Genomic DNA, 24,969 nt, shown 5'->3' on the forward strand with positions numbered 1-24,969 from the left:
GTAAACTTAGATAAATTTGCTTACATCCACAATATAATTACAGATCAATAGAAATTTAGCCTTATTTATTGTTAGTTCATAGGTATTGACGCATGCCGCTCAAATATAACTTTATTGCTCCCTTCTGAAAATTTTTGGCGTAATTTAATATAACAGGGATTTTACAAATAACATTATACCGAAAACCATTTTCCCTCTTGCGATAGCATCGTTTTCGGGAAAACAGACTGCGCCTCAAGTAATAAAGGCTGTAAATCTTTATATCGTGCAGAATAATGACCTAATAGTAATTTATCTGCATGCGTTTCCTTGGCTATCTCTGCAGCCTCCAGGGCTGTAGTATGAAAAGTTTCCTTTGCGCGATCGACCATCTCATGGAGAAAAGTAGATTCGTGGTAGATTAATGTCGCATGTTGAATATACGGTAAGTAGTTTGCTGTACGAATGGTATCTGAACAGTACACATAACTGCGGGATAATGGTGCAGGCAAAGTATAATCTGATGCGCTGAACACCTGTCCATCTTCACGAACATAGTCCACCCCATTTTTCAATAATTGATAATAAGCAACAGGTATACCGGCCTCCTCAATATCTTCTACAAGTAGGTGTCGTGAACGCTGTCCCTCATCAAAACGAAAGCCCGTACAGGGAATTCGGTGAGTCAAAGGGAATGTACTTACTTTAATGGTTCTATTTTCAAAAATAACCTGCGGTTCGTCGGCAGAAGTTTCATGGAAAATAAGATCGTAGCGAAGTAATGTCTCTGAATATTTAAACTGAACCGCTAATATTTCATCAAGTCCCTTTGGTCCATAAAGGTGTAGATCACTTTTACGCCCAATCAGGTGCATGGAGGACAATAACCCAACTAAACCGAGGTAATGATCTCCATGCAGATGACTGATAAAAATATGATTTATTTTATTGCTTTTAATGCCATAACGGCTAAGCTGCATTTGTGTACCTTCTCCACAATCAATTAAGAACAATTGCTCATTGAAGTTTACGACTTGACTAGTTGGATGCCTATCGTACATAGGCGTTGCGGAACTATTCCCTAAAATCAAAACTTCAAATCGCATATTATTTTTCTTTCTCTCCTCTATAATCTAATTCAATTTCGTGTGCAAAAACACGGTCTTCAGCATCTTTAACAGAGTTTACGATCGTAAAGTTGGTCTGTAGGTGAGACATTTCCAATACCTCAAGGACTTCAGAATCCAAGTTTGCTAAAATGAATAGCCCACCACTTGAATCACAAAGACGATTTGCCAATAGTGCCAAGCGAATACTGCTTTCGTCTATTTTACGCACATTAGATAAATCTAAAATAATATTACGTTGACCAACCGTGTTTCTCAACAAAAACTCACCTTTTAATTTAATCGCTTTTTCCGCATCTAAGCTATCACAAAGCGGTTCTATTACAATATAGCGGTCATGCTTATCAATCGTATATTTCATAATCTAGATCCTTTCTCTTAATATTTTAGTTGTTTTAAAGCTTGAGTCACATTCCGTTCTACACGTTCCAAAACATCTTCTTGATTTGGATAAACAAACTTCTCGCCTACAATATGCTCATAAAGTTCGATATATCGCTCAGAAATTGATTTTATTATTTCATCTGTCATTTCCGGAACCTGCTGTCCATCTTTACCTTGAAATCCGTTTTCAATTAACCATTTGCGTACAAACTCTTTCGACAATTGCTTTTGTGCTTCACCACTTGCCTGACGTTCAGCATAACCTTCCGCATAAAAATAACGGGAAGAATCTGGTGTATGAATTTCATCGATCAAAATAATCTGACCATCTTTTTTGCCAAATTCATATTTGGTATCCACCAAGATCAATCCTCTTTCAGCTGCGATTTCAGTACCTCGTTGAAATAATGCTTTTGTATATTTCTCCAACTGGATATAATCTTCTTCACTCACGATTCCTCTTGCTAAAATAGCATCTCTAGAAATATCCTCATCGTGACCTACTGCTGCTTTTGTCGTGGGAGTAATAATAGGTTCAGGTAATTTATCATTTTCTTTCAACCCCTCTGGCAGGGCTTCGCCACATACCGAACGTTTTCCTGCACTATACTCTCTCCAAGCGTGACCAGATAAATAGCCACGGATCACCATTTCTACTTTAAAAGGCTCACACATTTTACCAATCGTAACACTTGGGTCCGGAACAGAAACTACCCAGTTTGGCAGAATATCTTCCGTTGCTTTCAAAAATTTTGCAGCGATCTGATTTAACACCTGTCCTTTGTACGGGATAGGCTTTGGTAATACCACATCGAATGCCGAAATACGATCTGAAGCCACCATAGCTAAATATTCATGAGCAATGGTATATACATCACGTACTTTACCTCTGTAAAAAGAGGTTTGATTTTCGAAATTGAAATTTGTTTCTTGTATTGCGTTCATATATTGATGAATGGATAGTATCTCTCTATCTCAAATTTATTATTGACTATTAAATATCTCCGTAAGCCTCTAAAATGCGTTTCACTAGTTTGTGCCTCACAACATCTGAACCGTTTAAATGTATAATATCAATACCCTCAATATTATCCAGCAATCGTACAGCAGTTGCTAGTCCTGACTGATTCTTTCTTGGTAAATCGATCTGTGTCACGTCACCCGTAACAATGAATTTTGCTGTCGGTCCCATCCGGGTTAAAAACATTTTCAATTGCATATCGGTTGCATTCTGTGCCTCATCCAAAATCACAAAACAATTATCTAAAGTACGTCCACGCATAAAAGCTAATGGAGCGACCTCAATGGTTCTATTCTCGAGATATCCTTTGAGTTTTTCTGCTGGAATCATATCATCAAGCGCATCGTATAAAGGACGTAAGTAAGGATCAACTTTTTCTTTTAGATCTCCCGGAAGAAAGCCCAAATTCTCTCCAGCTTCAACAGCCGGTCGTGTTAAGATGATACGTTTGATTTCTTTATTGCGTAATGCACGGACCGCTAAGGCAACGGCGGTGTAGGTTTTACCTGTACCTGCAGGACCTATAGCGAAAAGGATGTCATTGTTCGTGATGCTATCCACCATCTTTCTTTGATTCGGTGTACGTGCACGCACAATAATGCCATTAGGCCCAAAAACAATAGGCTCGGAACCGACACTTGCAGCTTTATCAGCAAGCATTTTTTCTTCCAGTACAGCAGATCCCGAAGTTGTCTGCATCAGGTTTTCCAAATCCATTAAGGAAAGTTTATTGTACTTTTCCAAATGGTTGATAACATCGTCAAAGGAATTTTTGAAAGATTCAAGTTGCTTTTCATCACCCAATACCTTCATCTCATTACCCCTAGCTACAATTCTCAATTTTGGATACTGTTTTTTTATGTAGTCAAAGTGCTCATTCTGAGCGCCCCAAAGTATCGCTAAATTGATAGCATCCAATGTAATTTGTAATTCGTTCAAATCATTCAATTTAAGGTGAATTATTTCCATATTGGCCTGTTACCTACAAACATCAACCAATATCCAAAAATACAGTATTAATATCAATTTTAGCATCAGAATATGCAACAAAAATAAAAAAAAGAGTTCATTTTTTATTTTTATATTGGTGGATATCAAGATTAAAAACATCCAACTCAAATCGATCGGATCGAATATGTACATTCTATTTATTTTTATCAGAAGACATTACGTACTTTTGCGTACCTTTTCTTTTTTTTGAGTTAATTTTACTTTAATTTTGAGGATTAAGTTTATATATTAAAACCTTAACAAAAAGAATTCTAGGGTATATCATAAAGGGTAATTAAGAAGAATGGGAGTTATTACATTAACAACAGATTTAGGACATAAAGATTTCTATCAAGCAGCACTTAAAGGCAGTTTGATATCGGAACTTCCGGATGTTCGAATTGTTGATATTACACACGAGATACCTGCCTTCAATATTCCGAGAGCAGCTTTTGTGCTGGCCAATGCTTATCATTATTTCCCAAAAAAAACAGTCCATATCATTGGAATCAACACCTTATTTCATGAAGGATCACGTTACGTGGCAATGATGTATAATGATCACTTCTTTGTAGGTGCTGACAATGGCATCTTTAGCTTACTCTTAAATGGCGATAAACCTCAAGAACTTGTTGAACTTAATTTGATTCAGGATCTTCGATACTTACATTTTCCACTTGCTGATATTTTGACCAAATCGGCCTGTCACATTGCTAAAGGCGGTAAATTAACGGAGATTGGCAATTCCATAGATCAAACCGTTGAAAAAGTTACGTTACAACCTATATATGACAATGATACCATCCGCGGTAATGTCGTCTATGTCGATGCTTTTGGAAATGCGATTACCAATATCTCCAAGGAATTATTTAACCGTGTACAAAAAGGTCGAAGCTTCACACTATATTTTAAAAGAAGTGAAACCATCACTAATTTATCATGGAACTACAATGAGGTAACGGAGGGAGAAAAACTATGTTTGTTTGGAATCAGTAATTATCTGGAGATCGCTATGAATAAAGCAAACGCAAGTCAGCTCTTAGGATTATTTGATGATGAATCTCATATCATCAGAATCGAATTCCACAATTAATAACAAAACGAGCGATTAAACTTTTATTCCTTTTTTTTGTCTTATCCAAGATTTTAAAAAAATATCATTTGAATATGCAGTTTATAAAAAGTCTTTCTTTTCTTCTATTCTTTCTGACAGGTTTTGCTGTTAGCGCACAAAATGCAGACTCAACTTCCTTTGAGGCACAACGTATGCGTGTCAATAAACTTATTGAAGATCGTAAAGTAAAATTTGGAGAATACGATCTAAGTCTGGAAAAGAAATCAGCCATATTTGGGCTTTTTAAATCGAAAGATGATATGCAGCGCACCATAGATATTTTAAAAAATATCGTCATCACCGACAACAATATTTTTTTGGAAACACGTAGACTCATCAGCATCAAAGATGATGAAAAACAGAAGTTCCAGAATCTAGCTTCGGAATATGACAAACAGGTTTCTGCTTACATGGGCACCATCAATAAGCTGCAAAAAGAGAATGAGAAACTCAAAAAAGACATAGAAAACCTAGAAGGAAGTGACAATAGTTCAAATATTTTACTTTATATCGCCCTCGCTATCATAGCTGTTCTGAGTTATTTAGTATACCGAAATCAAAAAATTACTAAAGGATGATAAGTGATTAATGAAGAGTAGTTACTTTTGCAGGTCTCAATATTAAATTGATTGGTGCTATGGCAAGAGGATTTAACAGCGGAAATAAGCAAGAAGAAGAACTACCAAAACCGAAACTTAATAAGGAATTATTAAAAAGAGCGGCACAAATACTATCGTATCTAAAACCATTTAGAACCAAATTTTTGTTAGGAATGCTTTTCTTGATACTTTCAAGTTTGGCAATGCTGACTTTCCCAGCACTTTTAGGTGCAATGATTGATGCTTCTGAAGGAAAACAAACTTACACATGGCTCCCAGCCGATGTTTTTGAAATAGGATCCATCGCTTTTGTTATCCTCACTTTTACTTCCATTGTCTCTTTTTTTAGAATTCGCCTATTTGTGGAGATTGCAGAAAAATCTCTCGCATCAATTCGCCGGGATTCATACCAGAAATTGATATCACTTCCCATGGAGTATTTTGCCAATCGTCGCGTTGGCGAACTCAACAGTAGGTTATCTGCAGATTTAGCGCAGATACAAGACACTATGACAACTACTTTAGCTGAAATCTTGAGACAGTGTATCAGCTTAGCATTTGGTGTTGCATTATTAGTTTTTGTATCACCAAAGCTAGCTTTAATGAACTTATGCATTTTGCCAGTACTCGTTGTAACAGCTATTGTATTTGGTAAATTCATCAGAAATCTATCACGTCAGGCTCAAGATAAATTGGCAGAATCTAACACCATCGTGCAAGAGACATTACAGGGAATCAGCAATGTTAAAGCTTTTGTCAATGAATATTATGAATCAAACAGATATTCCAATAAACTAGATGCCGTTGTTGGCTTAGCAGTAAAAGGTGCAACATATCGTGGTGCATTTGCTTCCTTTATCATCTTCTGTATCTTTGGTGCTGTCATTGCAGTGATCTGGTACGGTTCTACTCTAGTGTTTTTAGGAGAAATGTCTGTTGGAGATTTGACCACTTACATTCTATATTCGATGTTCGTTGCTGGATCTATGGGGAGTTTTCCAGAACTCTATGCCAATATTCAGAAAGCTCTGGGAGCAAGCGAACGCGTACTGGAAATCCTACAGGAAGAACAGGAAAGTATCACAATCGATGAATCTTCTAAAGAGATCCGTAAATATTTTCATGGTGATCTGACTTTCAACCATGTATCTTTTTCTTATCCTAGCAGACCTGATATTAAAATATTAAAAGATATTACCTTTCATGCGAAAGCTGGACAAAAAATTGCGATCGTCGGCCCGAGTGGTATCGGTAAGTCAACTATTGCTTCATTGGTCTTGCAATTTTACAAACCTGACAGCGGAGAGATTCTGTATGATGGGATGAGCAGCGCTGACTATTTATTGTCTGACATCCGTAATCAAGTCGCCATTGTTCCACAAGACGTCTTACTTTTTGGCGGTACTATTCGTGAAAATATTGCTTATGGACGCCTAGACGCTGATGCTGACCATATCATTACAGCTTCAAAACGTGCAAATGCACATGATTTTATTATGAATTTCCCGGAGGGCTATGATACACTGGTAGGTGAAAGAGGGGTTAAATTATCAGGAGGTCAACGTCAACGTATCGCAATTGCGCGCGCTTTATTGAAAGATCCTGCGATCCTTATCCTGGATGAAGCAACATCATCATTGGATTCCGAATCAGAAAGACAAGTACAATTAGCACTTGAAGAATTAATGAAAGGAAGAACTTCCATTATCATCGCACATCGATTGTCTACTATTGTAGACTCGGATCAAATTATGGTCATCGAAAACGGCGTGGTATCCGAATCAGGAAATCATATCGAATTAATGAGCAAAGGTAGTGGACTATACCATCACCTGTACTCATTGCAATCCAAACATAAGATTCAAGTGTAAAAAAATGTTAATTCATAAGCCCTTTTAAAACTTTTCTCTGTATCAACTGTTTAATTGGTATCATAGTTGAAAGAAGTATATTAAAATATGAGCGATATGAAAAATAAAAATGGATTAGTTGCATTTGCGTTAATAGGTTTAGCAGCAGGTGCTGCAGCATGGTATTTATTAGGTACTGATGATGGCAAGAAACAATTAAGTCGTGCTAATGACGGAATTAAAGATCTGACTCGTTCTCTAAAAGATGTATCAAAAAGAGAAGCAAAAAGAGCTCGGAAATTAGCAAACCAGGCTTCCGAAGAATTACATGCTTTAAAAAATAAAGCTGCTGAAGGATTTGGATCATTGAAAGATAAAGCTTCTGATGAAGTGGATGCTTTAAAAAATAAAGCAAAAGAAGTAGGCAGAGAAGCATTGAATAATACCAATAGCGCTGCTCATAAATTAGCAGATCACGTTGACGATGCTGTCGATACAGCAAAAAGCAAAGTTGATAAAGCCTAAAACCTTTTAAAATTTACTTCCTCGTTGCACTATTCATTCAGCTTATTACATTTCATTTGTATCTTTGCGCTGTATGAATTTACTACAACAAGTAAAAACTTTAGTCTATAAAGATGCTATTCTAGAGTGGCGATCCAAATATGCCATCAATAGCATTTTACTATATGTAATATCTACAGTATTTGTTTGCTATCAAGCATTCAAATCTGTAGATGCTACGATATGGAACGCTTTATTTTGGATTATCATGCTCTTCGCATCGGTGAATGCCATTAATAAGAGTTTCACACAAGAAAACCAACAACGCCAACTTTATTACTACTCCATCGTAAACCCGAAAGCAGTTATACTCGCTAAAATCTTTTATAATATGTGCTTGATGGCATTTTTGGCCGTTGTTGCATACATCACTTACTCTGTAATTTTTAAAAATCCATTAGGCGATCCCGTTTTATACTTTTTTGCAGTCATCCTGGGCAGTGTCAGTTTTGCTTCTGTTTTCACTATGGTTTCGGGTATTACTTCTAAAGCTGGAAATAACAGCACTTTAATGGCCATCCTGAGTTTTCCCGTTATTATTCCGTTGCTTATTGTACTGATTAAGCTGTCACAGAATGCAATGCAGGGTATGGATAGAGCAGAAAGTTTGAATGAAATCGTCGTTTTAATTGCAATTAATATCATCACAATCACTGTTTCTTTATTGTTATTTCCTTACCTTTGGCGTGATTAATTGCACAATTACAGTTTTTAAATATTCATAAAAATGAGAAAAAGTTGGTGGAAAATTTTGGCAGTAGTCTTAATTTCATTGGTCATCATTGCAGGGCTACTAGGTCCAGTACCTGCTTTATTCCTTCTTCATGAAACCATCCGAAATATTTACTTCCATGTCCCGATGTGGTTTGCAATGCTATTCCTTTATACAATATCTGTTATCTACAGTATCAAGTACTTGAATACGGGCAAGCAAGAGTATGATTTAATGGCGGTAGAAGCTGTAAATACCGGGATTACATTTTGTTTTATGGGATTAGCTACAGGTATGCTATGGGCAAATATTACCTGGGGGGAAGCATGGCCCAATGATCCTAAATTGAATGGATCTGCAATTGCGACATTGATGTACTTGGCCTACTTGGTCTTGCGAAATGCGCTTGAAGAGGAGCAGAAAAGAGCTAAAATATCTGCCGTATATAATATTTTTGCTTTTCCTATCATGATTGTTTTGCTTTATATCTTACCAAAACTGACTGATTCACTGCACCCAGGTAGCGGAGGAAATAGCGCTTTCAGCAACCTGGACATGAACAATCAGTTAAGACCGGTATTTTACACAGCCGTCATTGGGTGGATTTTGATCGGTACTTGGATGTTTACCTTACGCTACCGTTTACGTATCATCGAACAGAAGCAAAATGAAATTAATTAATTTTTTGAAAAATCTTATTACAATTGATATGAAAAAGTTATCACTATCAATCGCTTTAGTCTTCATGACAACATTAAACATCTTTGCACAAAGCGAAATTGATATGGCGACCGGACTAAGAAGTTCAGGTAAAATATACGTGGTTGTTTTGGTTATGCTCGTTTTGTTCTTAGGAATAGCTGGTTATTTGTTTATCCTGGATAGGAAAATAACAAGATTAGAAAAGAAACAAAATCAAAAATAATTTTACAATATCATCTTATAAAAGGCAATGCTATCATATCAAAAATGTGATGGCATTGTTGGTTTTAATCAACCTAATTCGGAATTAAATAGTAATATTGTAGAGAACAACTTGTAACAAGGCATACATGATTATCAGTCAATTTAGGAAATTCACGCCCATTAATATCGTTCTTCTTATACTTATAGGATTTTTCTTATGCTTTGGCGTATTCATTCATCTGCCCGAAAGCCTGACTCCTATCCTATTTGAGCCCGCACTTGGCAATTTACTCGGAAAAGACGGTATCAATACCTTATCACCGCAAATGAATGTGCTGGTGACATTAGGATTAACCATTATTCAAGCTACCATCCTAAATCGAATCATCGGTCATTTCAACTTGTTGGGTAAACCAAGTTTTCTTGTTGCATTGATGTATTTGACTTTAGCCAGTTTGTTTTTACCATTTCTGGTTATATCACCGACCCTGATCTGTAATTTCATATCGGTATGGATGCTGAGCAAATTATTAAGTTTATACCGGCAACAAGATATCAAAGCACTGATGTTTGACCTGGGCATGATCGTAGCTATCGGTAGCTTGATCTATTTCCCTTTCATCATCATGTTTCTATTACTTTGGATCAGTCTCATCATTTTCAGACCATTCAACTGGAGAGAATGGATCTCACCGTTGTTGGGTTTTGCAACCATCTATTTTATCCTTGCGGTAATCTACCTTTGGTTAGGGAGATTTAAGGATTTCTATAGCATCTGGCTACCGCTGACGAAAACATTTCCAACAACAGTAACGATGGAAATTCATGATTACTTTGTACTTATACCCATCGTATTTAATTTGATACTTTTTCTCATCATTCTAAAAGATAATTTTTTTAAGAGCGTAGTACATATTCGAAAATCATTTCAGCTCTTATTTTTCATGTTGTTATTAGCAGTTGGTTCCTTTTATTGGAACAAGCAAATAACCGAAACACACTTTCTACTATGTGCACCTCCATTGGCAATTTATATGGCTTATTATTTCACACATGCAAAGAAAAAATGGCTTTTTGAGAGTGTATATGCAATCATTATTTTAACAATACTGTATTTTCAGTTTTTCTAAAATTTTAGCTATCAGGAGTTTAACCTTTTTTAACAAAATCAACTCTACAAGGTCGCAAAAATTAAATAGTTTTGTATGCTGATAGGATCATCTTAAAATATAAATTTGAACAGATTTTTAACCCGTTATACCGATCTTTTCGCATATTTTTAGAATCTTTGAAACACAAAACTTTAATATATTATTTATATAAAATAAAAGTTTCGCAACTTTAATCTATAATCATGCAGAAACGCTTTTTAAGCTCCATTACAAGTAAAGTACCTCAAGTGTTATTGACTTTAGGCTTATTATACAGCTCGTCAGCAGCATTTGCGCAGAAGTCGACGTCTGCATCACCTTATTCACAATTTGGCTTAGGTCAAATGCGTGAAGATCTACTACCTCAACATCGTGCGATGGGTGGCTTATCCACGGGTGTCCGTTACTTCGGTTCAGTTTATAATACGAATCCTAGTAATCCAGCCTCATACTCTGCTGCCCAATTCAGTACTTTTGATGCCGGTCTATATGGAAATTTCACCCAATTGAGTTCGAAAAATAAGTCAGATAATACGGCAGATTTTGCTTTCAGTCATATCACAATGACCTTCCCAATGAAAAAAGCGGGCGGTATCAGTATCGGTCTTTTACCATACTCAGATTTAGGTTACAACTCAAACAGTACACAAAAAATAGACACCGTTAATTACAGAAAAACATTTACCGGAGAAGGTGGGTTAACAAAAGCTTATTTCGGATACGGTGTTAATATCACGAAGAATTTCAGTGTCGGAGCTAATATTTCTTACCTATTTGGTACGTTAAATGATTTTAGCCGACTTGAATTACCCTTTAACTACGGTCTGAACGTACAACAACAAGATAAACGTGAAATCCAAGGCGTAAGCTTTGACTACGGAGCGCAGTATTACAAAACGATCAATAAAGAATATTCTATAACAGTTGGTTATTCGGGATCATTGAATAATGCGATCCATGACCGCACAACATCATTTGTAACGCGTACGCTACCCTCAAACAATAGTGACGACACAAACATCGCTTTGGATACAGTGAGTCAAACTGAGCGAACAAGAAGAGATTTAAACCTTCCATTAAAACATAATGTAGGTATTACTTTTGCCAGAACAAACCGTTGGTTAGTAGGGGCAGAATTCAAATATGCAGACTGGTCGAAATTTCAGGTAAGAAAAAACGAAGAAAACTTAAAAACAAATTATGGATTTGCAATCGGTGGACAAATCACACCAGATCCAACTTCATTTAAATACACAAGCTTAATGGATTACCGTATCGGCTTCCGTTATAACAGAACGCAATACTTTATCAACAAACAGGATATCAATGATATGGCTATTACCTTTGGTGTTGGCCTTCCATTAGCAAGAAATCCTTACAGTGGTGCATTTTCCAAAATCAATATCTCTGCAGAACTGGGACAAATGGGAACCATGAACAATAGCTTGATCAGAGAGAGATACGTCAACTTGAATGTTGGTTTTACTTTAAATGACCGTTGGTTTAGAAGAAACTCCATTGATTAATCAAGAGACTGATATGGCAACACATACAATTGCCTCAAAAAAGCATTATACATTGCCTCTACTGCTCCTCATTGCAGTAGGGGCAATCTTCTTTACAGCTTGTGAACCCGATTTAAAAGAAGTAGATCGGATCGCTAATCTTAAAAAAGAAGAAGCCGTTGATATCTCTCGTCACGTGGACGTCATCTATAGCGATTCAACGATCGTAAAAGCACGGATGACTGCTCCTGAAATGCGCATTAAACATGACAGTACGCAAGTGTATGAATTTCCTAAAGGTATCCAGATCATATTCTATGATAAAGATGTTAAAGAAACACAACGTATTATCTCGGATTATGCCATTCAGCATGAAGCGGCAAAAACAACAACTTTCAAAAAGAACGTTGTCGTAACGATGGCAGACGGGTCAATCATTAAAACAGATGAAATCATCTACGATGAAGGCAAAGAATCTTTCTATAATAATATGCCTATAACGGCCTATTTCAAAGATAATAGAGGTAACCTGCAAGGATCTTCCTTTACTTCTGATAAGGATTTTAAAAAAATAAATATCCAAAATTCAACAGGTGTCATGCTCGTAAAAGACAATAGTATGTTCCCTTCATTTGGTCAATAAAATTTGCTCAAAACAAATTTGGATGAAATAAGTTTCCCTTAATCAGAAATAATTACTCTTTTTTTTATAAAAATTGTATCTTGCACCGCATTTAGGCATACTATTTCCTAAATAATGGTATTTTAAGTATTTAAACAATAATAAACACAATAAACAGACTATGGGATTAATGAGCTTTTTGCGCAACCGAGCTGGTTTCATTTTAACTGGAGCTATGGCTGTGGCAATTCTAGCATTTTTATTAGGAGATGTTGTCAAATCTGGAACTCCGTTTTGGGCTAAAAACCAAAATCGCGTAGCAGAAATAAATGGAGAGAAAATCGATTTCCAAGAATTCAACCAACAAGTTGATCAAACAGCAGAAATGTTTAAGCAACAAATGGGTGGTAACTTGACTCCTCAAATGAAATCATATGCTGTACAACAGGTATGGAATCAATTGTTGCAAAAAGAAATCCTAAAAAGCGAAATTGAAAAAATCGGCTTAGAGGTTGGTAAGAATGAATTAAATGATTTAGTAACTGGTAATCGTCCTTCTAATCAAATCGTTCAAGCTTTTACTGATCCACAGACAGGTCAATTTAATCGTAACCAATTGTTAACATTCATTTCACAATTAAACACTGCAGGTAATCCTCAGGCAGCACAACAGTGGGAAATGTTATTAGCAGCTGTAAAGGAAGAACGTTTGAACAATAAATACTCAAGCTTATTAAACAACAGTGTTTATGTTACATCTTTAGAAGCTAATGATGAATATCAACAACGCAATAAATTAGCAAATTTCAAATATGTATTATTGGATTATGCTGGCGTTAAGGATAGTGAAATTAAAATCACGGATGCTGATTATCAAGCATATTACGATGAGCATAAAAACTCATTTAAAAATCAAGAAGAAACTCGCTCTATCGAGTATGTTGTTGTAGATGCACGTCCTACTGCAAAAGATATCGATTATGCAAAAGAGACTATCAATAGATTGAAAACTGAATTAGCAGCTTCAACAAACGATTCTTTATTTGCATCGATCAACTCCGACAATAAATACCCTTACACTTTTGTTAAAAAAGGTCAATTAAGTCCAGCATTGGATTCAGTACTTTTCAATGTTCCGGCTGGAACTATTGTTGGTCCTTACGAATCTAACGGTCTATTTGAAATTGCTAAAGTAGCACAAACAACTGTTGGACCTGACTCCGTAAAAGCTAGTCACATTTTATTGAATGCAACTGCTGAAGGTGGTGTTCAGAAAGCATTAGCAAAAGCAGACTCGATCAAAGGTTTATTAGCGAAGGGAGAAAGCTTCTCTTCACTAGCTGTCCAATTCAGTACTGACCAAGGTAGTAAAGTAAATGGCGGCGAACTTGGAACATTCCCTCGTGGACAAATGGTTCCTGTTTTTGATAATGCTGTATTCAATGGAAAAACAGGTGATATTAAAGTTGTGGAATCACAATATGGTGTACATATCATCAAAATCGAGAATCAAATTGGTTCTGCAAAATATGTTAAAGCTGCGATCGTAGATAAAGCGATTATCAGCGGTAAAGAAACATTAAACACGGCACATAGCAAAGCAAATGCTTTCTTGACTGCAGCTACAGCACAAAACTTTGCTCAAGAAGCTCAAAAATTAGGATTGAAAGCAACTACTGCAACTCGTGTTTTAGCAATGGATAATACATTAGACGGCAATGAAGCTCCAAGAGAATTGATCAAATGGGCATTCGAAGCTAAAAAAGATGATATTTCTGATCGTGTTTTTGAAACAGAACAATCGTATATATTAGCACGCCTTGTAGATGTACAACCTAAAGGTATCTTGCCTTTAGCAACTGTAAAAAAAGATATTGAGCCTGCTGTAAAAAATGCAGTTAAAGCAAAACTATTGACAGAGAAAATGAATGCTGCCTTAAGCGGTGCTAGCTCTCTTGATCAGGTAGGACAGAAATTAGGTAAAACTCCAGTAGCAGTTGAAAATATCGTATTGGCAAATCCAGTTATCCCTGGAGTTTCTTTAGAAAACAAAGTGGTAGGTACGGTATTTGGTTTACAACCGAACAAACCATCTAAAGCAATTGAAGGTGCACAAGGTGTATACGCTGTTCAAGTGAATGGCTTTGTTAACCCTGCTGCGATTCCCGATTTAAATGCTCAGAAAAAACAAATTTTAGCCGGAAAACTGCAACGTTCTTGGGCTTCAATTTTCAAAGCTTTACAAGATAAATCAGAAATCACTGACAATCGCGTGAAATTCTTTTAAGATAATTTTAATTAACTTTGTAGCCGGACGAGTATATCGTCCGGCTTTTTTATTATTTGATATGGATATTCAAACCGACATTGTAAATAAAGTTGCTCAGAGTGGTATTATTACTGTAGATCTTGCGAAGTTCAAGCCAACAGGTGAACTTGTTGAATATGATATTAAAGACAATCTATTTCATGGCCTGATCTTAAAAGAGAAAGACTTTAGAGATTTTATAAAAACACATGACTGGTCAGCATATGCGGGCAAACATGTCGCAATTACATGTTCGACTGATGCTATTGTCCAGACATGGGCATATATGCTTTTAGCGACCAAATTAGAACCATTTGCAAAGACTGTTGTATTTGGAGATCTGGTTGAACTGGAACGTATACTGTACGCCCAAACTATAGCCGAAATTGACATGTCTGAATATACAGATCAACGCGTAGTTGTAAAAGGATGTGGAGATATCAAAATTCCAGAATCGGCTTTCGTTCAGTTCACTACTGCCTTGGCAAAAGTTGCGAAAAGTATCATGTATGGAGAACCATGTTCTACCGTTCCTGTCTTTAAACGTAAATAGCGGTATTCGTAATTTCAAAATATTTTTGTATTCTTACGTATATGAAAAAGCTAGTCTCGTTAATACTCTTAGTGCTCAGTTTCTGCGGTCAGATATTTGCTCAAGAACTTCCTCATTTGAAAGAATCCGCTTTTAAAGGCGGAGAAAAATTAGAGTACAAATTAAAGTATGGTTTTCTATCTGCGGCAACTGGCCTATTGACGGTAACAGATACTAAATCAGGTAGCGGGGCACCTGCATTTCGGTTATATGCAACTGGGAAAACTGCCGGAGCATTTGCTTTATATACAGTAAAGAACGAATACAACTCCTATATAGATGGTAAGACTTATCTTCCTTATTATTACACTGAAAACATCCGAGAAGGAGGCTACAGAAGGAATGATAAGGTTACTTTCGACCAAAAGACAAGATCAGTAAGCGGAAACAAAGGAGACTTTAAAAGTGTAGTATCTCAAACATTTGATTTACTATCAGCATACTATTTTGCGCGCAATTTGGACCTTTCGTCTGTCAAGCCAGGAGAGTCATTTAAATTGACTTATTTCTTAAACGACGAAATCGCCACATTAGGCATTAAATATATTGGCGTAGAAACCATAAAAACAGATTTAGGATCTTTAGAATGTCTTAAATTCAGTCCTGAAATAAAGCCAGGTCGAATTTTCAAGAAAAACAGTAAGTTATATCTTTGGGTAACCAATGATGGGAATCGTATCCCAGTAAAAGCTAACGTAGACATTTTAATTGGTTCTGTGACATTAGAACTCTTAAAAGCCGAAGGCTTGAAACATAAACTCGGACAGCGTGCGAGTTATTCAAAATAAAAAAATATCATGATAGAAGTAGGAAATGTATTAGTGCACGAAGATTTGATTAACAATGATTTCGTATGCAATCTTTCCAAATGCAAAGGCATTTGCTGTATAGAAGGAGATTCCGGCGCTCCATTAAAACAAAATGAGCTGGCCATACTTGCGGAGATATATCCAAAAGTAAAACCTTACATGACAGCTAAGGGTATAGAAGCCATAGAAGATCAAGGCACACATGTGATTGATATGGACGGAGATTTAACAACCCCATGTGTCGATGGCAATAAAGAATGTGCCTATGTTACCTGGGAAAATGGTATCACAAAATGTGCCATTGAGAAAGCATATGAGCTTGGAGATATCAACTGGAAAAAGCCAATTTCCTGTCACCTATACCCTATTCGCACGACAAATTATCCTGAATTTGATGTGCTTCATTACGACAGATGGCACATCTGCAAAGATGCATGTACTTTTGGAAAAGAACTACAGGTTCCCGTATACAAGTTTCTAAAAGACCCGTTGATTCGGGAATATGGTGACGAATGGTACCAAAAATTAGAGAATGCGGTAGATTCATTATAATCTATTGCTTATATTTATAGACATTTAAGGAGATTATAGTGGTTTTTAACCATCTTGCATGCTGAAATTAAAAGAAATACAACGTCCCATCCTCAAGGAATTGGCAACTTTTGAAACTGAATTTAAAGCTTCAATGAAAAGTTCAATCCCTCTATTAGATCGTATTACAGGATATATTGTGAAAACCAAAGGAAAACAGATGCGTCCAATGTTTGTTTTCTTTTCGGCAGGCCTGTGCAACGGTATAAAAGAATCCACCTATCGTGGCGCTTCCTTAGTTGAGTTACTTCATACAGCGTCATTGGTCCATGATGATGTTGTAGATAATGCAAATGAACGAAGAGGTTTCTTTTCTGTGAACGCACTCTGGAAAAATAAAGTATCCGTTCTAGTCGGAGATTTTTTACTTTCCAAAGGATTGCTTCTCTCAGTAAAGCATCATGAATATGACTTACTGAAAATTGTTTCAGAGGCCGTTGAACAAATGAGTGAAGGTGAATTATTACAGATTGAAAAAGCGCGGAAACTGGATATCGAAGAATCAATCTATTTTGAAGTCATCCGTCAGAAGACAGCTTCATTGATTGCTTCCTGTTGTGCTTGTGGAGCATCATCTTCGGGAGCCGATGCGGCGACCGTTCAGAAACTACATGCATTTGGCGAAAAAATCGGTATCGCTTTTCAGATAAAAGATGATTTATTTGATTTTGGAGTCGACGATGTGGGCAAGCCACTCGGTAATGATATCAAAGAGAAAAAAATGACTCTACCACTGATATATGCATTGAGTCAAGCGGAAAAATCAGAAAAAAGAAGAATCATCAATCTGGTAAAAAACCATAATGATGACAATAAAAAAGTAGCAGAAGTCATTGCGTTTGTAAGACAAAGTGGTGGATTGGAATATGCAACAGAAAAAATGTTGGATTACCAAAAAGATGCTTTTAAAATATTAGATGAATTCCCTGATAATGAATATAAAACAGGGTTACTACAACTTGTCAAATTTACAACTGAAAGAAAAAAATAGAAAATGAGTCACGAGATCATGTTTTTTGGAGGATTTTTAATCTTCATTATTTTAATGTTAGCGATCGATTTAGGAGTGTTTTCGAAAGGAGACAAAACTGTATCCCTAAAAAGTGCCGCCATCATGAGTATAATCTGGGTATTATTAGCATTAGGCTTCTACTGGGTGTTACGTCACTATGGCCATGAATTACACAACATTCAAGATCTAGATCATCTGCAACAAGTCATCAAAGCTCATCTGCATGACGTTAAAATCATACCTGGAGATCTGGAAGGCAGCATTGCGTTATACAATAATAACCTAGCCCTAGAATTTATAACAGGCTATGTAGTAGAATATGCCCTATCTGTCGATAATATCTTCGTTATGGTGCTCTTATTTTCATCTTTTGGTATTCCAGAACGTTACTACCATAAAGTATTGGTATGGGGCGTAATTGGAGCCGTATTAATGCGTTTCATATTCATCTTCTTAGGAGCAGCATTGATTACAAAATTCGGGTGGATCTTATACATCTTCGGAGGATTCTTATTGATTACCGGTATTAAGATGTTCTTAAATAGAAATCAAGAGGAAGAAGTGGATCCACAAAACCATCCTGTGGTAAAATTTGCATCTAAATATTTTAAGGTAACGCCTAAATTAGATGGTGGTCACTTTTTCCATATTGAAAATGGTGTCAAATATATGACACCTTTATTCTTGGTTCTGTTGGTAATTGAATTTACCGATTTGATTTTTGCTGTAGATTCTATTCCAGCGATCTTCTCGGTAACAAAAGATGCATACGTCGTATTTTTCTCAAATATCTTCGCGGTATTAGGATTGCGTTCGATGTTCTTCTTATTGGTTAATATCATTCACAAATTCCATTACTTGAAGGTAGGATTAGCATTTTTACTAATTTTCATTGGATTAAAAATGTTACTGCATCACTGGTTGGTACAAATTGGTTTTTCAACATCACATTCATTGATTATTATCGTCAGTATTTTGGTGATCAGTGTCGTCGCGTCATTGGTATTTCCTAAAAAACCAGATCTCAAAATAGAAAATTAATAAAAAACGGGGCTTTTAAAGCCCCGTTTTTTTGTTAAGCACAATTTTATTACAATCAAATTGTAAGAATGTCATGATGGTAAATGAATTTATTTTTAATTTAGCATCATAAAATCATTAACTTTTAAAAAATGAATTGGAATAAATCACTCGTATTGGCAGCATCACTATTTGCAGCTTCATTACAAGTAGTACAGGCTCAGGATAATTTAATCAATGCCTTAAAAACAAATCAAAATGATAACAGTAAGGCTGGCTTCAATTTTACCGAAATCATTAATCTAAAAAATACTTCGATCAAAAACCAAGGTTCTTCCGGTACTTGTTGGTCATATTCTGGGAATTCATTCCTCGAGTCTGAAATGATCCGTATGGGAAAAGAACCTGTAGAAATTTCACAGATTTTCTCTGCTCGTAATACTTATTTAGGAAAAGCAAAAAACTACGTGCGTTTACACGGCGGATTATCTTTAGGCGAAGGTGGACAATTTCATGATGTTTTAAATGCGTTCCGCCACTATGGTGCTTTGCCACAAACAGAGTACACAGGCCTACACTATGGATCTGATAAAAACAACTTTGGTGAAATGACCAATATGTTGGATGCCATGTTAGCTACTTTTGTAAAAAGCAAAACGTTAACTCCAAACTGGGAAAAAGCGTACACTGCTGCAATGGATTCGTACCTAGGTGAAGTCCCTAAAAACTTCCAATACAAAGGCAAAAGCTATACACCACGTACATTTGCTGATCAAGTAATTGGTATTAACCCTGATGAATATGTCGGTATTGCTTCTGTTACAGATCAACCTTACTACAATAAATTTGTATTATTGATTCCTGATAACTGGTCATTTGATAATTTTTATAATGTTCAAATCAATGACCTAACTGATATCATTGATAATGCATTGAATAATGGTTATACAGTAGCTTGGGCAACAGATGTTTCTGAGAAAAGCTTTAGCTGGAAAAATGGTGTGGCTTATGTCCCTGCAAAACCATTCGAGCAAATGACCCCACAAGAACAACAAGAAATGTTTGTTGGACCAAAACCTGAGGCTAAAATTACAGCTGAACAAAGACAGACTGCTTTCGACAACTACCAAACAACTGATGATCACGGTATGCACATCGTTGGATTAGCCAAAGATCAAACAGGTAAAGAGTATTATATCGTTAAAAACTCTTGGGGTGTGACAAACGATTATAAAGGTTACTTGTATGTAACAAAAGAGTTTGTTCGTTACAAAACAACATCACTTTTAGTTCATAAAGACGGAATTCAAAAAGGTTTAAAGTCCAAAATGAAGATCTAGGCTTATAAAAAGCACTATTCTACAAATAGGTTACAGAAATAAATTTCTGTAACCTATTTTTTTTACAATTTTATTACATAACTTTAATTTCAAGAAATGATTAAGTGAGCAACTTCTTAGAGACTGGTTATGAAAAAGATATTATTATTCCTCCTTATTTTACCCTTTGCCGTTATAGGTCAAGAAAAAGGAATAACATTTGAGCACGGATTGAACTGGAGCCAAATTAAAGAAAAAGCAAAAAAAGAAAACAAATTTATCTTTGTGGATTTGTTTACTACCTGGTGTGGTCCTTGTAAATACATGAGTGCTAGTGTATTTCCACAAACAAAAGTGGGAGATTTCTTCAATTCTAAATTTGTTAACGCCAAAATCCAAATGGATAAAACGGACAAGGATAGTGAAGAAGTGAAAGCATGGTATGAAGAAGCCGAACGGTTCGGTAAAGATTACAAAATTGCCGCATATCCTACCTTCTTAATTTTCAATCCTCAAGGTGAACTTGTGCACCGTATGGTCGGAGGTGGCGATGCTGATGAATTCATTGAGCGGAGTAAAGATGCTTTAAAACCTGAAACACAGTATTATGCTTTGTTAAAAGCGTTTAACGAGAATCCAACAGATTTAGCCTTAGCGCACCGAATGGTTAGAGCTGCGAACACAGCTTATGATGAAGCTACTGTGACACAAGCTGAAGATATCATTATCTCCCATACCAAACCTGAAAATTTAACGAAAGAATGTGCTGCCTATCTCGTGGCAAACACACGCACATCCCGATCTAAAGCTTTCGAGCTACTACGGGATAATCCTGAAAAAATTGATGCTTTATTAGAAAAAAACGGCGCGGCAAATCGTGTACTTGCCACTGTGGCCATCAATGAAGTATTAGGAACTAAAATCGATTTCAATACAGAACCTAATTGGGAAGCTTTAAAAACAGAAATTTCCGACAAATACGCAAATATCAATTTTGACCCAATCTTCAAATTGATGAAGGCACAGTATTATGTACAATCGCGTAATTGGTCTTCTTTAACAAATATTGTTGACAGCTATTTAACATCAGAAGATCTAAATTCAAATCAATTGAATAGTTATGCTTGGGAAATTTTTGAAAACAGTACCGATGCGGCATGTTTAGACGCAGCTTTAAAATGGAGCAAAAGAGCTGTAGAACAAGATGTAAAAAGCGCATACTTAGACACCTATGCCAATCTACTGTATAAAAAAGGAGATAAGATAAATGCTATAAAATGGCAAGAAGAAGCATTATCTCTAGCGACAGAAGGCGAACAAGATAACTATCAGGATACACTAGCTAAAATGAAAAGTGATATCCCAACCTGGAATTTATAATACTCTTGAACATAATTATTAAATAGAAAAAGGGTTGAAAATTATTTATTTTCAACCCTTTTCGATACCGCAGAAATTATTAACTGTTTTTCAATGATTTCATATCGATTACAAAACGGTACTTCACATCTGATTTAATCATACGTTCGTATGCATTATTGATATCTTGAATATTGATAACCTCAACATCTGAAACGATCTGGTGTTCACCACAGAAATCTAACATTTCCTGCGTCTCTTTGATGCCACCGATCAACGATCCTGCTAAGTGTCTACGCTTACCGATCAGCAAACCACCATGAACTCCAGGCAATGGCTCTACAGCTCCTACAATACACATTGTTTTATCCAATTTTAAAAGACTTAAATATGGATTAACGTCATGACCCACTGGAATTGTATTCAATAAAAAATCAAACGTATTTGCATGCGCCTGCAATTGTGGCGCATCTTTAGAAATCAAAACTTCATCAGCACCTAATTTCTTTGCATCTTCACCCTTTTCTGGAGAAGTTGTAATCATGACAACATGTGCACCCATCGCTTTCGCAAATTTAACACCCATATGCCCCAATCCTCCAAGACCAATTACACCAACTTTATCACCTTTTTTCACATTCCAGTGACGCAAAGGCGACCATGTTGTAATACCTGCGCACAATAAAGGAGCAGCTGCTTTCACATCAATTGTTGTCGGGATACTCAGAACAAAATCTTCCTCTACAACGATATTCTCCGAGTAGCCACCATATGTAATACCACCATATTTAGATTTAGCACTGTTATAAGTGCCAATCATCCCACTTTCACAGTACTGCTCCAACCCTTCATCACAAGGATTACAGTGCTTGCATGATTCGACCATACAGCCTACACCAACAAGGTCACCGACCTCATATTTTGTCACATTTGGCCCTACGGCCAACACACGTCCAATAATTTCATGACCAGGAACTACGGGGTAATGAGGTTGTCCCCATTCTGCTCTTGCTGTATGAATGTCACTATGGCAAACACCACAATATTCAATATCAATAAAAACATCCTTATCCTGCAAATCCCGGCGTTGAATCTGATGTGGTTTTAAATCTTCGGCCTCCGAAAAGGCTGCATATGCTTTTGTACTCATCTTAGTTTGTTTTAAGTAAAAGTAGCTCTTTTAATAAAAAATCCACTCTTGTCAGGAGTGGATTTACTTTGAAATGATATTTATTTTAGTGCTTTAATTCCCATATTCCACAGGGTAAAAGCATATTTATCAGCTGTTTCATTAATCACCACTTCTGTAGAACGGCCTGCCCCATGCCCAGCTTTTGTTTCAATCCGAATGAGAACAGGACGATCACACTTCTGTTTTGCCTGTAGTTCTGAAACAAACTTATAAGAATGTGCAGGCACTACACGGTCATCATGATCTCCGGTGGTAACCAAAGTCGCAGGATAACAAACACCTTCTTTAACATTATGTACAGGTGAATATCCCTTCAGATAATCAAACATCTCTTTGCTGTCATTAGCAGTACCATAATCATATCCCCAACCTGCTCCTGCTGTAAATGTATGATAACGTAACATATCCAGCACTCCTACTGCTGGTAAAGCTACTTTTGCAATAGTTGGATCTAACGTAATGGTTGCCCCAACGAGCAATCCTCCATTTGAACCTCCAGATAGTGCAGTATAATCAGGAGAAGTATAGCCATTGCTCTGTAAATACTTTGCTGCGGCAATAAAATCGTTAAACACATTCAGCTTATTAAACTGACGGCCACCATCATGCCATTTTTGACCATATTCACCTCCACCTCGTAAGTTTGCGACAGCATATACGCCACCATTTTGAATCCAATTGGCTGTAGATACACTAAAACCTGGAGTCAAACTGATATTAAAGCCACCATAACCGTAAACAATGGTCGGATTTTTACCATCCAGCTTCAATCCCTTTTTATGCGTAATGATCATTGGAACTTTTGTTCCATCTTTTGATGTGTAGAAAACCTGTTTAGATTCAAACTCATCTGAATTGAACTTCACTTTAGGTTTAATATAAACCTCAGATTGTCCATTGTCTACATTAAATGTAAAACTTGTAGATGGGGTGATGTAATTTGAAAAACCGTAATAGATTGTTTTTTCCTTTTTCTTCCCGGAGAAACCTGCAGCAGTTCCTACACCCGGTAATTTGATCTCACGGATTTTTTTTCCTGTATAATCGTATTGCTCAATAACTGAGATTGCGTCTTTAAGATAATTAGCAAATAAATAACCGCCACCAGTCGAAACTTCAAGAACATTTTCCGTTTGAGGAATAACATCAATCCAGTTCTTCGATTCAGGTTGACGAATGTTCATCTTCACCAATTTATTATTTGGTGCATTTAAATTTGTTTGCACATAAAAAGTATCGCCATCATTATCAATGATACTTGTGTTACTGTCAAATCCACTTAAGATGTTGATGATTTTACTTCCAGGCTTAGATAAATCCTGTACATACAATTCATTGCCGGTCGTTGTATTTGCGGCAGAAATGATTAAAAACCGCTCATCATCCGTTAAGTTGGCACCGATATAACGGCGTTGAACAGCAGCTCCACCGAAAATCATTTTATCTTTTGCCTGAGCGGTACCTAGTTGATGAAAATAAACTTTATGCTGATCTGTTTTCTCCGATAATTCTGAGCCTTTCGGTTTATCATAGCTGGAGTAATAAAATCCAGTATTCCCCTTCCAGGCAATACCTGAGAATTTGATATCAATTAACGTCTCACCAATTTGTTTTTTATCAGCAGTATTCAAAATAATTACTTTTCTCCAATCCGAGCCTCCTTCTGAAATAGAATAAGCCATCAAACTACCGTCTTTTGAAAAACTTACATCTGACAAAGAAGTTGATCCATCTTTAGAAAATGTATTTGGATCTAAAAAGACCTCTTCCTTTCCACCTTTATTTGATTTTCTATATAGAACGGCGTGTTGCTGCAAACCATCATTTTTATAAAAATAAGTATAAGCACCCTCTATAAAAGGAGTTCCAACTTTCTCATAATTCCAAATATCTGTCAATTGTTGTTTCAGCTGATCGCGATATGGAATCTGAGCTAAATAATCATACGTCACTTTATTTTGCGCAACAACCCAAGATTTTGTATCCGCTGCTAAGTCATTTTCCAACCAACGGTAAGGATCTGGCACTGATTCGCCAAAGAACTGATCAACTACCTGACCTTTTTTTGTTTCTGGATATTTCAATTCTTGTGCGTTTCCAAGATGTACGGACGACATAGCTATTACTGTTAAAATTAAACTCAGTTTTTTATTCATGTTTTTTTCAAATGAGGTTATAAACAAATTTAATAAATTATAACGTGTTTCAGCGTCGCTTAAATAATTAGATTAGGCAAACATTTT

24 protein-coding genes are annotated in these 24,969 nt (G+C 36.3%); 18 read left to right on the forward strand and 6 right to left on the reverse strand.

From position 1 onward, the window contains the following. Nucleotides 1–173: 173 nt before the first annotated feature. The 4 genes from JAZ75_RS03715 to JAZ75_RS03730 are packed head-to-tail and all read right to left on the reverse strand — an operon-like array spanning nt 174 to nt 3,450. Nucleotides 174–1,085, reverse strand: coding sequence for a ribonuclease Z (locus JAZ75_RS03715; protein ID WP_183916114.1), 912 nt, complete (start codon nt 1,083–1,085; stop codon nt 174–176). Between the two features lies 1 nt (nt 1,086). Then, entirely contained in the window at nt 1,087–1,467 is a 381-nt protein-coding gene (locus JAZ75_RS03720; RefSeq protein WP_132772477.1) for an STAS domain-containing protein, read from the reverse strand. 17 nt (nt 1,468–1,484) lie between these two features. Beyond that, on the reverse strand, nt 1,485–2,435 hold the full coding sequence (locus tag JAZ75_RS03725) for a phosphoribosylaminoimidazolesuccinocarboxamide synthase (RefSeq protein ID WP_021189321.1): 951 nt from the start codon (nt 2,433–2,435) through the stop codon (nt 1,485–1,487). A 49-nt stretch (nt 2,436–2,484) separates the two neighbouring features. Further along, nucleotides 2,485–3,450 carry a PhoH family protein gene (locus JAZ75_RS03730; RefSeq protein ID WP_132772558.1) on the reverse strand — a complete coding sequence of 322 codons (966 nt, stop codon included), beginning with the start codon at nt 3,448–3,450 and terminating at the stop codon, nt 2,485–2,487. 355 nt (nt 3,451–3,805) lie between these two features. On the opposite strand from JAZ75_RS03730, the gene JAZ75_RS03735 reads away from it, so the two are divergent. The 18 genes from JAZ75_RS03735 (at nt 3,806) to JAZ75_RS03820 (ending at nt 21,555) form a co-directional block, all read left to right on the forward strand. After that, on the forward strand, nt 3,806–4,594 hold the full coding sequence (locus JAZ75_RS03735; protein WP_132843862.1) for an S-adenosyl-l-methionine hydroxide adenosyltransferase family protein: 789 nt from the start codon (nt 3,806–3,808) through the stop codon (nt 4,592–4,594). A 74-nt stretch (nt 4,595–4,668) separates the two neighbouring features. Further along, nucleotides 4,669–5,193, forward strand: a complete 525-nt coding sequence (locus JAZ75_RS03740; protein WP_183916118.1) for a hypothetical protein — start codon at nt 4,669–4,671, stop codon at nt 5,191–5,193. 59 nt (nt 5,194–5,252) lie between these two features. After that, nucleotides 5,253–7,085 (forward strand): ABC transporter ATP-binding protein, encoded by a 1,833-nt coding sequence (locus JAZ75_RS03745; RefSeq protein ID WP_208700305.1) that lies wholly within the window; start codon nt 5,253–5,255, stop codon nt 7,083–7,085. Nucleotides 7,086–7,181: 96 nt separating this feature from the next. Next, nucleotides 7,182–7,589, forward strand: coding sequence for a hypothetical protein (locus tag JAZ75_RS03750; protein WP_031287862.1), 408 nt, complete (start codon nt 7,182–7,184; stop codon nt 7,587–7,589). A 73-nt stretch (nt 7,590–7,662) separates the two neighbouring features. Then, a complete protein-coding gene (locus tag JAZ75_RS03755) occupies nt 7,663–8,322 on the forward strand; it encodes a heme exporter protein CcmB (protein WP_208700307.1) in 660 nt (219 codons plus the stop codon). Between the two features lie 33 nt (nt 8,323–8,355). After that, nucleotides 8,356–9,021 carry a cytochrome c biogenesis protein gene (gene ccsA / locus JAZ75_RS03760; RefSeq protein ID WP_132772486.1) on the forward strand — a complete coding sequence of 222 codons (666 nt, stop codon included), beginning with the start codon at nt 8,356–8,358 and terminating at the stop codon, nt 9,019–9,021. 28 nt (nt 9,022–9,049) lie between these two features. Next, nucleotides 9,050–9,265: a CcmD family protein gene (locus tag JAZ75_RS03765; protein ID WP_132772488.1), complete on the forward strand. Its 216-nt coding sequence runs from the start codon at nt 9,050–9,052 to the stop codon at nt 9,263–9,265. 127 nt (nt 9,266–9,392) lie between these two features. Further along, the gene (locus JAZ75_RS03770; protein ID WP_021189315.1) at nt 9,393–10,376 is read left to right on the forward strand and encodes a DUF6427 family protein; all 984 of its coding nucleotides are present in this window, start codon (nt 9,393–9,395) and stop codon (nt 10,374–10,376) included. Nucleotides 10,377–10,600: 224 nt separating this feature from the next. Then, complete coding sequence (locus JAZ75_RS03775) at nt 10,601–11,923, forward strand: hypothetical protein (RefSeq protein WP_021189314.1); 1,323 nt, start codon at nt 10,601–10,603, stop codon at nt 11,921–11,923. A 13-nt stretch (nt 11,924–11,936) separates the two neighbouring features. Next, nucleotides 11,937–12,545 carry an LPS export ABC transporter periplasmic protein LptC gene (lptC, locus tag JAZ75_RS03780; protein WP_132772489.1) on the forward strand — a complete coding sequence of 203 codons (609 nt, stop codon included), beginning with the start codon at nt 11,937–11,939 and terminating at the stop codon, nt 12,543–12,545. A 160-nt stretch (nt 12,546–12,705) separates the two neighbouring features. Continuing rightward, nucleotides 12,706–14,811 (forward strand): SurA N-terminal domain-containing protein, encoded by a 2,106-nt coding sequence (locus JAZ75_RS03785; RefSeq protein WP_208700309.1) that lies wholly within the window; start codon nt 12,706–12,708, stop codon nt 14,809–14,811. Nucleotides 14,812–14,872: 61 nt separating this feature from the next. Beyond that, the gene (locus JAZ75_RS03790; RefSeq protein WP_132772493.1) at nt 14,873–15,385 is read left to right on the forward strand and encodes a DUF2480 family protein; all 513 of its coding nucleotides are present in this window, start codon (nt 14,873–14,875) and stop codon (nt 15,383–15,385) included. Nucleotides 15,386–15,426: 41 nt separating this feature from the next. Further along, nucleotides 15,427–16,212 (forward strand): DUF3108 domain-containing protein, encoded by a 786-nt coding sequence (locus JAZ75_RS03795; protein ID WP_132772494.1) that lies wholly within the window; start codon nt 15,427–15,429, stop codon nt 16,210–16,212. A 9-nt stretch (nt 16,213–16,221) separates the two neighbouring features. Next, entirely contained in the window at nt 16,222–16,785 is a 564-nt protein-coding gene (locus JAZ75_RS03800) for a DUF3109 family protein (protein WP_132772496.1), read from the forward strand. A 58-nt stretch (nt 16,786–16,843) separates the two neighbouring features. Further along, nucleotides 16,844–17,815 (forward strand): polyprenyl synthetase family protein, encoded by a 972-nt coding sequence (locus JAZ75_RS03805; RefSeq protein WP_208700311.1) that lies wholly within the window; start codon nt 16,844–16,846, stop codon nt 17,813–17,815. Nucleotides 17,816–17,818: 3 nt separating this feature from the next. Next, complete coding sequence (locus tag JAZ75_RS03810; RefSeq protein WP_021189307.1) at nt 17,819–18,877, forward strand: TerC/Alx family metal homeostasis membrane protein; 1,059 nt, start codon at nt 17,819–17,821, stop codon at nt 18,875–18,877. Nucleotides 18,878–19,008: 131 nt separating this feature from the next. Beyond that, nucleotides 19,009–20,196 carry an aminopeptidase C gene (locus tag JAZ75_RS03815; protein ID WP_208700313.1) on the forward strand — a complete coding sequence of 396 codons (1,188 nt, stop codon included), beginning with the start codon at nt 19,009–19,011 and terminating at the stop codon, nt 20,194–20,196. A 129-nt stretch (nt 20,197–20,325) separates the two neighbouring features. Further along, on the forward strand, nt 20,326–21,555 hold the full coding sequence (locus JAZ75_RS03820) for a thioredoxin family protein (RefSeq protein WP_132772502.1): 1,230 nt from the start codon (nt 20,326–20,328) through the stop codon (nt 21,553–21,555). 79 nt (nt 21,556–21,634) lie between these two features. Here JAZ75_RS03820 and JAZ75_RS03825 read toward each other — a convergent pair whose 3' ends face one another. Both JAZ75_RS03825 and JAZ75_RS03830 read right to left on the reverse strand, forming a co-directional pair. Then, nucleotides 21,635–22,684 carry an NAD(P)-dependent alcohol dehydrogenase gene (locus JAZ75_RS03825; RefSeq protein WP_208700315.1) on the reverse strand — a complete coding sequence of 350 codons (1,050 nt, stop codon included), beginning with the start codon at nt 22,682–22,684 and terminating at the stop codon, nt 21,635–21,637. 80 nt (nt 22,685–22,764) lie between these two features. Next, nucleotides 22,765–24,882: a prolyl oligopeptidase family serine peptidase gene (locus JAZ75_RS03830; RefSeq protein ID WP_183916139.1), complete on the reverse strand. Its 2,118-nt coding sequence runs from the start codon at nt 24,880–24,882 to the stop codon at nt 22,765–22,767. Between the last annotated feature and the right edge of the window lie 87 nt (nt 24,883–24,969).

This window comes from Sphingobacterium sp. UDSM-2020 (assembly GCF_016132525.1).
GTDB classification, from domain to species: Bacteria; Bacteroidota; Bacteroidia; order Sphingobacteriales; family Sphingobacteriaceae; genus Sphingobacterium; species Sphingobacterium anhuiense.